The sequence below is a fragment of the Pantoea leporis genome (assembly GCF_028048155.1).
GTDB lineage: Bacteria > Pseudomonadota > Gammaproteobacteria > Enterobacterales > Enterobacteriaceae > Pantoea > Pantoea leporis.
Genome location: NZ_JALMEU010000004.1, coordinates 261177 through 274520 on the forward strand (window position 1 = coordinate 261177; position 13344 = coordinate 274520).

General features: G+C 55.9%; 14 protein-coding genes. 1 reads left to right on the top strand and 13 read right to left on the bottom strand.

The window, feature by feature from the left end:
- The first annotated feature begins 145 nt into the window (after nucleotides 1-145).
- Complete coding sequence (locus tag MWH02_RS13870; RefSeq protein WP_101763642.1) at nucleotides 146-1093, top strand: sugar-binding transcriptional regulator; 948 nt, start codon at nucleotides 146-148, stop codon at nucleotides 1091-1093.
- A 173-nt stretch (nucleotides 1094-1266) separates the two neighbouring features.
- On the opposite strand, the gene hisP is transcribed toward MWH02_RS13870, so the two are convergent.
- From hisP to MWH02_RS13935, 13 genes are all read right to left on the bottom strand, one after another.
- Nucleotides 1267-2040 (bottom strand): histidine ABC transporter ATP-binding protein HisP, encoded by a 774-nt coding sequence (gene hisP / locus MWH02_RS13875; RefSeq protein WP_101763641.1) that lies wholly within the window; start codon nucleotides 2038-2040, stop codon nucleotides 1267-1269.
- Between the two features lie 8 nt (nucleotides 2041-2048).
- Complete coding sequence (locus MWH02_RS13880; protein WP_008105190.1) at nucleotides 2049-2765, bottom strand: ABC transporter permease; 717 nt, start codon at nucleotides 2763-2765, stop codon at nucleotides 2049-2051.
- Nucleotides 2762-3448: a histidine ABC transporter permease HisQ gene (locus MWH02_RS13885; protein WP_008105192.1), complete on the bottom strand. Its 687-nt coding sequence runs from the start codon at nucleotides 3446-3448 to the stop codon at nucleotides 2762-2764. Before MWH02_RS13885 ends, MWH02_RS13880 begins: the two co-directional genes overlap by 4 nt.
- A gap of 194 nt (nucleotides 3449-3642) precedes the next feature.
- Complete coding sequence (gene argT / locus MWH02_RS13890; protein ID WP_271460853.1) at nucleotides 3643-4425, bottom strand: lysine/arginine/ornithine ABC transporter substrate-binding protein ArgT; 783 nt, start codon at nucleotides 4423-4425, stop codon at nucleotides 3643-3645.
- A gap of 278 nt (nucleotides 4426-4703) precedes the next feature.
- Nucleotides 4704-5273, bottom strand: a complete 570-nt coding sequence (locus MWH02_RS13895; RefSeq protein ID WP_061717852.1) for a UbiX family flavin prenyltransferase — start codon at nucleotides 5271-5273, stop codon at nucleotides 4704-4706.
- Nucleotides 5274-5389: 116 nt separating this feature from the next.
- The gene (gene purF, locus MWH02_RS13900) at nucleotides 5390-6907 is read right to left on the bottom strand and encodes an amidophosphoribosyltransferase (protein ID WP_101763639.1); all 1518 of its coding nucleotides are present in this window, start codon (nucleotides 6905-6907) and stop codon (nucleotides 5390-5392) included.
- Between the two features lie 36 nt (nucleotides 6908-6943).
- A complete protein-coding gene (gene cvpA, locus MWH02_RS13905; RefSeq protein WP_271460854.1) occupies nucleotides 6944-7429 on the bottom strand; it encodes a colicin V production protein in 486 nt (161 codons plus the stop codon).
- Nucleotides 7430-7679: 250 nt separating this feature from the next.
- Entirely contained in the window at nucleotides 7680-8429 is a 750-nt protein-coding gene (gene dedD, locus MWH02_RS13910) for a cell division protein DedD (protein WP_110866560.1), read from the bottom strand.
- A complete protein-coding gene (gene folC, locus MWH02_RS13915; RefSeq protein ID WP_271460855.1) occupies nucleotides 8419-9687 on the bottom strand; it encodes a bifunctional tetrahydrofolate synthase/dihydrofolate synthase in 1269 nt (422 codons plus the stop codon). The genes dedD and folC overlap by 11 nt, the downstream gene beginning before the upstream one ends.
- 66 nt (nucleotides 9688-9753) lie before the next feature.
- A complete protein-coding gene (gene accD / locus MWH02_RS13920) occupies nucleotides 9754-10662 on the bottom strand; it encodes an acetyl-CoA carboxylase, carboxyltransferase subunit beta (protein WP_008105205.1) in 909 nt (302 codons plus the stop codon).
- Nucleotides 10663-10794: 132 nt separating this feature from the next.
- The gene (locus tag MWH02_RS13925) at nucleotides 10795-11448 is read right to left on the bottom strand and encodes a DedA family protein (protein WP_101763636.1); all 654 of its coding nucleotides are present in this window, start codon (nucleotides 11446-11448) and stop codon (nucleotides 10795-10797) included.
- A 36-nt stretch (nucleotides 11449-11484) separates the two neighbouring features.
- Nucleotides 11485-12291 carry a tRNA pseudouridine(38-40) synthase TruA gene (gene truA, locus MWH02_RS13930; RefSeq protein ID WP_101763635.1) on the bottom strand — a complete coding sequence of 269 codons (807 nt, stop codon included), beginning with the start codon at nucleotides 12289-12291 and terminating at the stop codon, nucleotides 11485-11487.
- The gene (locus MWH02_RS13935; protein WP_101763634.1) at nucleotides 12291-13301 is read right to left on the bottom strand and encodes an aspartate-semialdehyde dehydrogenase; all 1011 of its coding nucleotides are present in this window, start codon (nucleotides 13299-13301) and stop codon (nucleotides 12291-12293) included. Before MWH02_RS13935 ends, truA begins: the two co-directional genes overlap by 1 nt.
- Nucleotides 13302-13344: the final 43 nt, after the last annotated feature.

A 13344-nucleotide genomic window follows, 5' to 3' on the forward strand; every position in this document is an offset into this window, starting at 1 on the left:
GGCGTAGCATAGTGCGAGCGAGCAGCCTTGTTCTGCGAGCTCAATCACAATTAATACTTTTGCTCTTTTTTAGGGCTTTTGCTCAGTTAACACTTCATCGGCATCTCGCGTTAACATGGCGCACCGGTTTTGACGGAACAGCGCGATGAGCAGAGAAGAGAAAAAACAAGAACTGGCAGCACGTGCGGCCTGGATGTATTACGTGGCGGGCGTGACGCAGCAAGAGATTGCACGCGCGTTAGGATTGTCACGTCAGGTGGCGCAGCGATTGGTCTCCAGCGCGCGTGAAATGGGCATGGTGAGCGTAAAGATTGATCATCCGGTTACCCATTGCTTGCATCTGGCGCGCGACGTTCAGGATAAATTTGGCCTGCAACTGTGCCGTGTGGTGCCATCCGCTAATCTGGACGATGACGCTATTCAGCAGATGCTGGCAGTGGAAGGCGCGGCGGTGATGGCGCAATACATCAGCGAGGAGCAACCGCAGGTGTTTGGCATTGGTTCCGGTAAGACGCTGCGCTCGATGATTGATGCGCTGCCCTGGGTTGAGCGACCGCAGCATCAGTGCGTTTCGATGATTGGCGCGATTGCGCGGGACGACTCGGGTACGCGCTATGACGTGCCGCTGAAGATGGCGGAGAAGATGCAGGGCAAGTATTTCTTCATTCCTGCGCCGCTGTATGCGGATACGCCCGAAGATAAGGAGATGTGGATTCAGCATCAGGTTTATCAGCGCGTGACGTTACGCGCCTTGCAGGCGAATGTGGCCTTCGTTGGCATCGGCGAAGTGCAGCCCGGCTGCCCGCTGCATGCCGAAGGCTTTATCACCGATGCGCAAGTTGCTGCGCTCAACGCGCGCGGCGTGGTGGGCGAAATGCTCGGGCACTTTTTCAATCAGCAAGGTGAACGCGTGTGGGGTGAAACCGATGAACTGCTCACCAGCGTGTTGCTGGAGAGCCAGACGCAACGCCAGATTATTGGCTTTGCCGGCAGCGAGCGTAAATATCCGGCGATTCGCGCGGCGTTGCAGGGCGGCTGGGTGTCAGGTCTGGTGACCGATGAGGATACCGCGCTGAAGTTGTTGCGGGGGTAGAGGGTGCTTGCTGTCTCCCATCCCGGCCTTCCCCCGCCCGCGGGGTAAGGAGATGCTGCCAAATGCCACTTCAACACCCACATATAGCAGCATCTTCCTCCCCCAATTTTGGGGGAGGACCGAGGAGGGGGACAGCGAGGAATGGCCTGGATGGGGGACAGCGGGCACAAAATCTACTTCAACGATCCCTTCAAAAACTGCTGCAAACGTGGGCTTTTTGGATTGCCGAACAGCTCATCCGGCGTGCCCTGCTCTTCAATTTTGCCCTGATGCAGGAAGATCACATGATTAGAGACGTGACGAGCAAACTCCATCTCATGCGTCACTACCACCATGGTTTTGCCCTCTTCCGCCAGTTTCTGCATGATGCGCAGCACTTCGCCGACCAGTTCCGGATCGAGCGCAGAAGTGGGTTCGTCAAACAGTAACACTTCGGGCTCCATCGCCAATGCCCGCGCAATTGACACGCGCTGCTGCTGACCACCGGAAAGGTGCACCGGATATTTGGCTCGCGCACGCGCATCAATGCCGACTTTATCCAGATACTTAATCGCACGCTCACGCGCTTCCGCCTTGCTCAGCCCCAGCACCTGAATCGGCGCTTCGGTAACGTTGTCCAGCACCGTCATGTGGCTCCACAGGTTGAAGTGCTGAAACACCATGGTCAGGCGCGTGCGCAGCATACGCAGCTGCTCTTTGTTCGCGACTTTCAGTTGACCATCGGTGTCGCGCACCAGATTGATCTGCTGGTTGTTGACCGCAATGGTGCCTTCACTCGGTTTCTCGAGGAAGTTAATGCAGCGTAAAAAGGTACTTTTCCCGGAACCGGACGAGCCAATAATGCTGATCACATCGCCGGCATTTGCCTGCAGCGATACGCCTTTCAGAACTTCATGTTCACCGTAACGTTTGTGCAGTTCGGTAACGCTTAATTTATTGTCAGCCATAGTGATACTCAATGCGATGAAGAAGGTTTTACGTGCGCCAGGAAGCGTTGTTCAGCTTTGCGGAACAAGCTAATCAGCCCGTAAGAGATAATCAGATACAGCACCGCAGCGATGCCAAACGCGGTAAACGGCTGATAGGTGGCCGAGTTGATATCGCGCGCGATTTTTAACAGATCCGGCACCGTCGCGGTAAACGCCAGCGCGGTGGAGTGCAGCATCAGGATCACTTCATTGCTGTACGCCGGCAGCGCGGTGCGCAGTGCCGACGGCAGAATGATGCAGCGATACAATTTAAACGGTGAGAAGCCATAGGCGCGCGCCGCTTCGATTTCACCGTGCGGCACCGAACGAATCGCACCGGCAAAGATTTCGGTGGTATAGGCGCAGGTGTTCAGCGTGAACGCCAGCAGCGTACAGTTCAATCCACTGCGGAAGAAGGCGTTCAGCAGCTCGGTGCCCTTCACCACTTCCAGCGTGTACATGCCGGAGTAGAACACCAGCAGCTGCACATACAGCGGCGTACCGCGAAATACATAGGTGAACAGCCAAACCGGCGTGGAGATAAAGCGGTTAGAGGAGACGCGCGCAATCGCCAGCAGCACCGCGAGCGAACCGCCGATCACCACCGAGATGATCAATAACCACAGCGTAATCGCGATGCCGGTAAAACGGTAACCATCGGTCCAGAGCAGCTGTTTCCAATACTCCTGAATAATCTCAATCATAGCTCTGCCCTTTTCACACCCACCGTGTAGCGACGTTCAAGCCACCACAGCACGCCATTCGACAGCGTGGTAAACACAAGATAAATCACACCTGCCACAATGGCGAAGTAGAACGGCTGCCAGGTACTTTTACCTGCCAGCTGCGTGGCTTTCACCACATCTTCCAGCCCCAGCAGCGAAACCAGCGCCGTGGCCTTGAGAATAACCTGCCAGTTGTTGCCGATGCCCGGCAGCGCAAAGCGCATCATGGCCGGGAACAGAATGCGACGGAAGGTTTGCGAGCCGGTGAAACCGAAGGCGGTTGCCGCTTCGATCTGCCCTTTTGGCACCGCGAGGAACGCACCACGGAAGGTTTCAGTGAAGTAAGCACCGTAGATAAAGCCGAGCGTGATGATACCGGCGACCATCGGATCGATATCAAATTGCGCCAGTCCCAGCGCATCAGTGAGGGTATTCAAGGCGATCTGCAGACCGTAGAAGATCAGCAGCATCAACACCAAATCGGGCACACCGCGGATTAAGGTGGTGTAGCCTTCAAACAACATCGCCAGCGGGCGACTGCGGGAAAGTTTGGCGCCAGCGCCAATCAAGCCGAGCACCACCGCCAGCAACACGGAACTGAGCGCCAGCTCCAGCGTCACAAGGGTGCCCTTGAGGATTACTTCGGAATAGCCATACAACATGGGTTCAATCCTGTCGTGAGGGTAAGTTACAAACGCTGCCCAACTGACGGACAGTCCTAACCGGGGAATTTGAATCGCAGGATGGATGGCGGCAAGCGTATGAAGCCGGGCAGTTTACATAGGTAAGCGCCCGGAGTGAATACTTATGTGCAACCTTCCTGCCTTTCACAGACCAGGATTAGGAAACAGGATAATTAATCGCCGTACACGTTGAAATCAAAGTACTTCTTAGCAATCTTGTCGTAAGTGCCGTCTTTACGCATATCAACAAAAGCTTTATCGATCGCGGCCTTCAGATCGGCGTCATCTTTACGCAAGCCCATACCGGTACCGACGCCAAAGATCTTGTCGTCTTTCACTGCCGGGCCGGCAAACGCATATTTAGCGCCAACAGGCTGCTTCAGGAAACCTTCGCTCGCCTGCACTTCGTCCTGGAACGCAGCATCAATACGACCGGCATTCAGATCCTGATACACCAGATCCTGGTTAGCGTAAGGCGTAACGGTGACACCTTTTGGCTGCCAGTACTCTTTTGCATAGGTTTCCTGGGTGGTGCCCTGCAGCAGACCGATGTTTTTCCCTTTCAGGGATTCAATGGTCGGTTGCAGCGTAGAACCTTTCGGTGCCACTAAGCGCGCGTTCGCCGCGTACAGTTTTTCAGAGAAGTTGATCTCTTCCTGACGCTTTTCGGTAATTGACAGAGAAGAGATGATGGCGTCGATCTTCTTCGCTTTCAGCGACGGGATCAGCGCATCGAAATCACTTTCCACATAAGTACATTTTGTCTTGATACGTTTACAAATTTCGTTCGCCAGATCGATATCAAAGCCCACCAGCTGACCTTGCGCGTTTTTGGATTCGAATGGCGGATAAGTCGGGTCAGTTCCAATGCGCAGCGACTGCGGCACAGCGGCGAAGACGCTCGCGCTACTTACCATTGTCAGCATCAGAGAAAGAGCCAGAACTCGCTTTTTCATAGGTAACCCTCAAGTGAAGTGCTTATTGTTATGTGGTGCGTGATGTGTTGGTTTGCGCTGTAAGATTTGCACGTTTCATGCCAGGTGTGCGAATTGGCTAAACGCTGCGCAAGCGCGCTAAATACTGCGCCGGTTAGCGGCGCAAGCACTTAGTTTGTGAGGGAAATATAACAGCGGTGTGAGGAAGAAAAAGCGACATTGTTAACTTTTGGTGCACAAGATGCACGAAGAGTGATCGCACACGCGAATTTGCACACGTGCAGTGCATTAATGCACCATTATGCGCCACTCCAGCGAGTGAAAAGATCTTCTGGCAGCTCAATATCGAACTGATCGAGCACACGATTCACCGTTTGATCGACTAAATCGCCGATCGATTGCGGACGATGATAGAACGCTGGCACCGGCGGCATGATCAGCGCACCCAGCTCTGCGGCGGTGGTCATCATGCGCAGATGTCCCAAATGCAGCGGCGTTTCGCGTACGCACAGCACCAGCTTACGCTGCTCTTTTAGCACCACATCCGCCGCGCGGGTTAGCAGGCTATCGCTGTAGCTGTGCACAATCCCCGACAGGGTTTTCATCGAGCACGGCGCGATCGCCATGCCGAGAGTTTTGTAGGATCCGGATGAGATGCTGGCGGCGATGTCGCGCACATCATGCACCACATCGGCCATCGCCTGCACCTCGCGCAGGCTGAAATCGGTCTCCAGCGCCAGCGTTTGCCGCGCGGCGGGGCTGATCACCAAATGGGTTTCCACCTCCGCCAGCGGTTGCAGCACTTGCAACATGCGCACGCCGTAGATCGCGCCGCTGGCGCCGGAAATACCAATGATCAGTCGTTTCATAATTCAGCCTTGCAGGTTCAGATTGCGGCAATGATAGCGGCTCACTGAACAAAAATACAAAAACAAACAGGGCGGGATTGCGCCCGCCCTGCTTTTACTCTGCCATAACCTCTGGCTTAGCCTTCGTTGTGCAGCTCCAGACCTTCCACTTCTGTCTGACGCGCGATGGCTTTGGAATCGTCATTACGCAGCGACTGCAGATACTCAAGGTACTGTTGATCGACATCTTTGGTGACGTAGATGCCGTTGAATACCGAGCACTCAAAGTTGGCGATATCCGGGTTCTCTTCACGCACCGCTTCAATCAGGTCGTTCAGGTCCTGGAAAATCAGCGCATCCGCTTTAATCAGCTGGCAGATCTCATTCACTTCACGGCCATGCGCAATCAGTTCGGTAGCGCTCGGCATATCAATGCCATAGACGTTCGGGAAACGGATTTCCGGTGCCGCCGAGGCGAGATAGACTTTTTTCGCGCCCGCTTCACGTGCCATCTCAATGATCTGCTCGGATGTGGTGCCGCGTACGATGGAGTCATCCACCAGCAACACATTCTTATCACGGAACTCAGCACGGTTGGCGTTCAGCTTGCGGCGAACGGCGCTGCGGCGCTGCTGCTGGCCGGGCATGATAAAGGTACGGCCAACGTAGCGGTTCTTCACGAAGCCCTGACGATATGGCTTGTCGAGGATACGTGCGATTTCCAGCGCGATATCGGTTGAGGTTTCCGGAATCGGAATCACCACATCGATATCCAGATCTTCCCACTCGCGGGCAATTTTGTTACCCAACTTGGTGCCCATACGCACGCGTGCGCTGTACACCGAGATTTTGTCGAGGAACGAGTCCGGGCGCGCAAAGTAGACGTATTCAAACAGGCACGGATTGGTTTTCGGGTTCTCAGCGCATTGACGCGTAGAGAGCTGGCCCTGCTCGGTGATGTATACGGCTTCGCCAGGCGCTACGTCACGAATGAACTCGAAGCCCAGCGTATCCAGCGCGACGCTCTCTGACGCCACCATGTATTCGGTGCGGCCATCGGCGATAACGCGCTTGCCCAGCACCAGCGGACGAATACCGTTGGGATCGCGGAAGGCGACCATTCCGTGTCCGATAATCATTGAAACCACTGCGTAAGCGCCGCGCACCTGCTGATGCACAGCCGCCACCGCAGCAAAAATGTTGTCAGCTTCCAGCGGATAGTGCTGAAAACGGTCCAGCTCCTGCGCGAAGATGTTCAGCAGGATTTCGGAATCTGAGGTGGTATTAACGTGACGGCGACCCGTTTCGAACAGCTGTTTACGCAGTTCGTGGGCGTTGGTCAGGTTGCCGTTATGCGCCAACGTGATGCCGTAAGGAGAGTTCACGTAGAAAGGTTGCGCTTCAGAGGCGCTGGAGCTGCCTGCCGTTGGGTAGCGCACATGACCAATCCCGATGTTGCCCTGCAGACGCTGCATATGGCGCGCTTCGAACACATCGCTGACCAGGCCGTTGGCTTTACGCAAACGGAAGCAGTTAATAGCATCGATGGTACAAATGCCGGCGGCATCCTGCCCGCGGTGCTGAAGCACCGTTAACGCGTCATAGATTGACTGGTTTACTGGCATGAAACCGGTGATACCAACAATACCGCACATATTGTCATTTCCTCATTAGCCGCACTCCCGATGGTGTCACCGGGGTAAAAAACTCGACGTGCTTTTCAGGTAATCGAAAAACCACCTGATGATGTAACTGAACTGGGGAATGAGTTGCGACTGTTGCCAGTCCGGGCTTTTAGAAAAGCCGGTGAATGTATCGACAAAGAACAGCATAGCAGACACGATCAGCACACCGCGCAACGCCCCGAAACAGACACCCAACACCCTGTCGGTTCCCGACAAGCCGGTTTTTTCAACCAGCGAGCCGATCACATAGTTCACGATGGCACCCACAATCAGGGTGGCAACAAACAACACCGCGATAGCGATGCCGTTGCGAACCAGTTCGTCGTCAAAACCTGTAAACCAGACTGCAAGGTAGGCGTAATAATGACTGGCGACAAAAAACGCGCATCCCCAGGTAACGAGAGATAAGGCTTCCCGGACAAACCCGCGAATCAGGCTGACCAGAGCCGAAAAACCAACTACCGCAATAATGACGTAATCAATCCAGATCATGAACTCTTCCAGCCCAGTGCTATCGCACCCCTGCATCCAGTTCGGGGCGCATTCTAACAGAAAAAGAAAACGTTTGCGTAGGGTTTTCCGGTTCTGTTTCCGCAAAAAGGGCGATGAAAAAAACTTTCCTCGCCCTGTGTATTATCAGTGATTTAATCCACTGATATTCAATGATTTTCCTGTCGCGCTTCGCTACAAAAATTTTGTAAAGCCGCGCCTTTTTCTGCTATTGGCGCGGCTTATCAGCGCGTTATCGCGCGCTATACGGTTTCACCACGCCACCGAGGCCGGAGATGCTTTGCAACTCACTCAGCGAGCCTTGCAGCTTCGCTTTATTGGCATCCGGACCGACGTAAATGCGGGTGATTTGTCCCTGCACCGGCGTAGACGGCACGGTAAAGGCGCGATAACCGGAAAGACGCAGCTGCGCCACAATCTCGCTCACTTTCGCCGCATTCTTCAGCGCACCGAGCTGCACCACGAATGCCTGACCAGCTGGCGCTGCGGGTTCACTCTGCTTCGGCGTTTCCACCGGTTTCGACTGCTCTACCGGTTTCGGCTGCTCGACGGGCTTCGGCTTAGCTTGCTCCACCGGTTTTGGCTTCGGCTGTTCAACCGGCTTCGGTTTCGGCTGCTCGACCGCTTTTGGCTTCGACTGTTCCACCGGTTTCGGCTGCACTTGCTGATGCACCGGCGGCGGCGTGACCACGCTGGGCTCGCTATTCTGCGTGGGCTGCGCGCTGCCGTTAGTGGCGGTTTTACCACCGTTCTGATTCTGGGCCGCGCCCGCCCCTTCCGGCGGCTGCGCCGGCAAGGGTTGCGTCACCGGCGGCACCATTTCGCTATCCTGCTGATCGTCCGGTTTTGGCACCAGCGGAATGGCGGCGAACTCTTCTTTATAATGTTTCTTCTTACCGTCCAGTAGGCCGGGCAAGACGATGACACCAATCGCCACCAGAATGACCGTACCGACTAAGCGATTTTGGAACTTACTTGCCACTGCCGTTCTCCGCTGCCATCGATTCCATAACCTGCGCTACGGTGTGGAAAGAGCCACACACCAGAATCACATCTTCGGGACGCGCCTGCTGACGCGCCGCTTGCCAGGCTGCATCAACGTTGCTGTAAGCCACACCGCCATCCAGATGAGTCAGCAGCTCATCGGCGGAGGCACCGCGCGGACCGTCGAGCGGCGCGCAGTACCAGCGATCAACCTGTGGTGCCAGCGCCGCCAGCGTGCCCGCGATATCTTTGTCGTGCAGCATGCCGACCACCGCATGCACTTCACCGCTGTGCGGCTCTTCAGCCAGACGCGAAGCCAGATAATAAGCGGCATGCGGATTGTGCGCCACATCAAGAATGACGCGCGGCGCTTCGCTGACGGTCTGGAAGCGTCCCGGCAAAATCGCCAGCGGCAGATGCTGACGAATAATCGCTTCGCTTACCGTTAAACCCGACGCACGCAGTGCGGTCAGCGCGGTGGCGGCATTGGGTAACGGCACCTGCGGCAGCGGTAAATCGCGCAGCTCGCCGTGCGCATCCTGCAACGTCCAGCTGGTACCCGTTTGCTGCCACTGCCAGTCGCGATTGCGCTGCAGCAACACCGCACCCTTCTCCGCTGCGACGTCGGCGATGGTGCCCGGCATATCGGCTTCACCGACAATTGCTGGTTTACCTGCGCGGAACACGCCGGCTTTTTCCCGACCGATACTTTCACGATCAGGACCCAGCCAATCGGTGTGATCGAGCGCGATGCTGGTGATCACTGCCACGTCGGCATCGACAATATTGGTGGCATCAAGACGTCCGCCCAGGCCGACTTCAAGGATCACCACGTCGAGATTCGCCGCGCGGAACAGATTGAAGGCCGACAAGGTGCCGAACTCAAAATAGGTCAGTGAAGTGTCACCGCGCCCGGCTTCAATCGCGGCAAAACTGGCGCTGTGCTGCGCTTCATCCAGTTCAGCGCCCTGCACCCGTACACGTTCGGTGTAACGCACCAGATGTGGCGAGCTGTAAACGCCCACGCGATAGCCCGCGGCCATCAATAGCGTTTCCAGCGTGCGGCAGGTGGTGCCTTTGCCGTTGGTGCCGGCGACGGTGAAGACAAAAGGAGCGGGTTTGAGCAGGTCGAGGCGTGCGGCGACGCGTTGAATACGATCCAGACCCAGTTCAATGGCCTGCGAATGCAGATGCTCAAGATAATGAAGCCACGTGGCCAAAGGCGACGTGGCTTGAGGAAGGAGAAGATTATCCATGTGTCCCGTTTACTGATTTACGGTGCATTGGTAAAAAGGCGCATCGCTGCGCCTTTCCGTTGCCTGTCAGGCTTCGTTGCTCTCCGGCTCAGCCACATTTGGCTGATCACCATCCAGCTGCGGCGCTGGCAGGTTCATCATTTTCGCCAGCAGGCTTGCCAGCTTAAAGCGCATTTCCGGACGACGGATGATCATGTCGATCGCGCCTTTCTCGATCAGGAACTCACTGCGCTGGAAACCCGGCGGCAGTTTTTCACGCACGGTCTGCTCGATAACACGTGGACCGGCAAAGCCAATCAGCGCTTTCGGTTCCGCCACGTTGAGATCGCCCAACATCGCGAAGCTGGCTGAAACGCCGCCCATGGTTGGGTCAGTCAGCACGGAGATGTACGGCAAGCCGCGCTCCTGCATTTTCGCCAGTGCCGCACTGGTTTTCGCCATCTGCATCAGCGACTGCAGCGCTTCCTGCATACGTGCACCGCCTGACGCGGAGAAGCAGATCAGTGGGCAGTTGTCTTCCAACGCCTGCTCAACGCCACGCACAAAGCGCGCGCCAACCACTGAACCCATTGAGCCGCCCATAAAGGAGAACTCAAAGGCCACAGCAACAATTGGCATGCCGTGCAGCGTGCCTTTCATCGCCACCAGCGCATCTTTCTCACCGGTGTCTTTCTGTGCGGCGACCAAACGGTCTTTATACTTCTTCGAGTCGCGGAACTTCAGTAGATCTTTCGGTTCCAGCTCGCTGCCCAGCTCAACCAGCGAACCTTCATCCAGCATGCTATGCAGACGCTCACGGGCGTGCATGCGCATGTGATGGTCGCACTTCGGGCAGACCTCGAGGTTACGCTCCAGCTCGGCGCGGTACAGCACCTGCCCACAACTATCGCACTTGGTCCACACCCCTTCCGGGATGCTGGCTTTGCGCGTTGGCGTGGCAGTGCTTTTATTCAGTATGCGTTCAATCCAGCTCATTGATGACCTTTCTATTTAATGCTGACCTGGTCCAGTCTTCTCATTGCTGCTGAAATCACCTTCAGCAGGCCGTAAATGTCGCTCATTAAACCACAACCCGTTCACGCTGTGGATAAAAATCTGGTAACGAGCTTACTGCGACTTCTGCTGGCGGCGATGACGCCACACTTCAATTACGCCTGGCAGTATAGAAACCACGATGATGCCGACGATCAGCAGCTTCAGGTTCTCCTGCACAACCGGCAGGTCGCCAAACAGATAACCGGCGTAAGAGAACAGCAGCACCCACAGCAGTGCGCCCGTCACATTGTAGAGCGCGAAGTGGCGATAAGACATGTGTCCCATCCCCGCCACAAAGGGGGCAAAGGTTCGCACGATTGGTACAAAGCGCGCAAGTATAATGGTCTTGCCGCCGTGGCGATCGTAGAACGCGTGGGTTTTATCCAGGTAACTGCGACGGAAAATTTTCGAGTTCGGGTTGCTGAACAGCTTCTCACCGAACAGACGCCCAATCGTGTAGTTCACCGCATCACCGAGGATGGCGGCGATCACCAACAGCGTTACCATCAGGTGTACGTTGAGATCGTTCCCCGGCAAGGCCGCCAGCGCACCGGCAACAAACAGCAGGGAATCACCTGGCAGGAACGGCGTGACCACCAAACCGGTTTCACAGAACAGAATCAGGAACAGAATGGCGTAAATCCAGATGCCGTACTGCGCCACCAGCTCGGCCAAATGCACATCAATATGCAGAATAAAATCGACTAAAAAGTGGATGAAATCCATATAACCACAACTCCCCTAACACCCAACAATTAACGGTTAATCTGCGAGGAACAACGGTCCCAACGCAGGCTGAGGTAATGCAAAGTGGGATGGATAATCCACCGCTACCAAATAAAGCCCCTCGGCTTTGGCGGTCGCCGCTGCCAGCTTACGATCTTTGGCCGCGAGCAGCGTCGCCATCCACTCTTCCGGCTGGTTGCCGGTGCCGATTTCCATCAGGCTGCCGACAATATTACGCACCATGTGATGTACAAATGCATTGGCTTTGATATCCACCACCACATACGGCCCATGACGCGTGACGTTGAGATGCATCACGTTGCGCCACGGCGTGCGTGACTGACACTGCACCGCGCGGAACGAAGTGAAGTCATTCTCGCCAATCAGCGCCTGACCAGCGCGCTGCATCTTCTCTGCATCCAGCGGATGGTAATAATGGGTAATGCCATTGCCCAGAATCGCCGGACGCAGCCGATGGTTGTAAATCACGTAGCGATAGCGGCGTGCCGTGGCGCTAAAACGCGCATGAAACTCGTCCGGCACCGCTTTCACCCAGCGCACCGCGATGTCATCGGGCAGATTGGCATTCACGCCCAACGTCCAGGCTGCGTCAGCACGCGGTGAGGTGGTTTCGAAATGCACAACTTGTCCGGTGCCATGCACACCAGCATCGGTACGGCCCGCGCAGAACACCACCACCGGATGATCGGCCACTTTCGACAACGCCTTTTCCAGCTTTTCCTGCACGCTGCGCACTTCATTTTGCCGCTGCCAGCCGTAATAACGGCTGCCATCGTATTCAATACCCAACGCCAGCTTAAGCGTTTTCCCTTCAGGCAACATTAATAGAAATACTCCTGCACCAGTTTCTCAGCGGTTTTCACCGCCATCAGTGCACCGCCGAAACGGATGTTGTCTGCCACAGACCAGAACTGCAGCAGCTCTGGGATGCCGTAATCATTGCGCACGCAGCCAATGCTCAGCACGTCGCTGCCGGACGCATCGCCCACCTGCGTGGGGTAATCGCTCTCTTCAGTCAGGTTGATATCACCGGAGCGGCCCAGTTCATCGCGCGCTTCTTCTGCAGAGAGCGGACGCAGATTCTCCACGTGTACGATCTGCGCATTGCCGTAGAACACCGGCGCCTGCACGCTGCTTACCGCGATCGGCAAACCTTCGTCCTGCAGCACTTTACGTACCTGCTCAACCACGCGACGTTCGCTCTCGACGCTGCCATTGCTGTCCGCCAGCAGCGGCAAAATGTTGAACGCCAGCTGGCGGCCAAAATAGTGCGTTTCCGCCGGCACGCCGTTCAGCAAACGCGCACTTTCACCGGCCAAACCATCAACCGCCGCTTTACCATGGCTTGAGGCCGCAATCAGGTTGGTAACCTGCAAACGGCTCAGACCGGCCAGATCCACCAGCGGTTTGATTGAGCACAGCAGCTGGCTTACCAGGCTGTCGGCAACGGTAATGATGTTGCGATTGCGGTAATCCGCCAGCACCTGTGGATTCACATCCGGCACCACCAGCGGCACATCCGGTTCGAGCGCAAACAGATCGCTGCTATCGATCACCAGACAACCCTGGCTGGCGGCTTCTTCGGCATAGCGCGCCGAGGCTTCACGACCCGCAGTGAAGAACGCCAGCTGCACTTGCGTCCAGTCAAATTCGGCCACGTCCTGCACCAGCACGGTACGTCCCTCAAAACGTTTGTTCTCACCGGCACCGTTTTCACTCGCCAGCAAATACAACTCACCAACCGGGAACTGGCGTTCAGCCAGCAGTTCCAGTACAGCGTTCCCTACTGCGCCTGTTGCGCCCAAAAGCGCGATATTCCAGCCGTCAGACATGTTGGTTACTCCAGAGATTGACACAAAAACAGAAGGCGATGAA

Excerpts from the sequence above, each read along its gene's own strand:
- MWH02_RS13870 (WP_101763642.1), top strand. The coding sequence starts at position 146 with ATGAGCAGAGAAGAGAAAAAACAAGAACTGGCAGCACGTGCGGCCTGG.
- hisP (WP_101763641.1), bottom strand. The coding sequence starts at position 2,040 with ATGGCTGACAATAAATTAAGCGTTACCGAACTGCACAAACGTTACGGT.
- MWH02_RS13880 (WP_008105190.1), bottom strand. The coding sequence starts at position 2,765 with ATGATTGAGATTATTCAGGAGTATTGGAAACAGCTGCTCTGGACCGAT.
- MWH02_RS13885 (WP_008105192.1), bottom strand. The coding sequence starts at position 3,448 with ATGTTGTATGGCTATTCCGAAGTAATCCTCAAGGGCACCCTTGTGACG.
- argT (WP_271460853.1), bottom strand. The coding sequence starts at position 4,425 with ATGAAAAAGCGAGTTCTGGCTCTTTCTCTGATGCTGACAATGGTAAGT.
- MWH02_RS13895 (WP_061717852.1), bottom strand. The coding sequence starts at position 5,273 with ATGAAACGACTGATCATTGGTATTTCCGGCGCCAGCGGCGCGATCTAC.
- purF (WP_101763639.1), bottom strand. The coding sequence starts at position 6,907 with ATGTGCGGTATTGTTGGTATCACCGGTTTCATGCCAGTAAACCAGTCA.
- cvpA (WP_271460854.1), bottom strand. The coding sequence starts at position 7,429 with ATGATCTGGATTGATTACGTCATTATTGCGGTAGTTGGTTTTTCGGCT.
- folC (WP_271460855.1), bottom strand. The coding sequence starts at position 9,687 with ATGGATAATCTTCTCCTTCCTCAAGCCACGTCGCCTTTGGCCACGTGG.
- accD (WP_008105205.1), bottom strand. The coding sequence starts at position 10,662 with ATGAGCTGGATTGAACGCATACTGAATAAAAGCACTGCCACGCCAACG.
- MWH02_RS13925 (WP_101763636.1), bottom strand. The coding sequence starts at position 11,448 with ATGGATTTCATCCACTTTTTAGTCGATTTTATTCTGCATATTGATGTG.
- truA (WP_101763635.1), bottom strand. The coding sequence starts at position 12,291 with ATGTTGCCTGAAGGGAAAACGCTTAAGCTGGCGTTGGGTATTGAATAC.
- MWH02_RS13935 (WP_101763634.1), bottom strand. The coding sequence starts at position 13,301 with ATGTCTGACGGCTGGAATATCGCGCTTTTGGGCGCAACAGGCGCAGTA.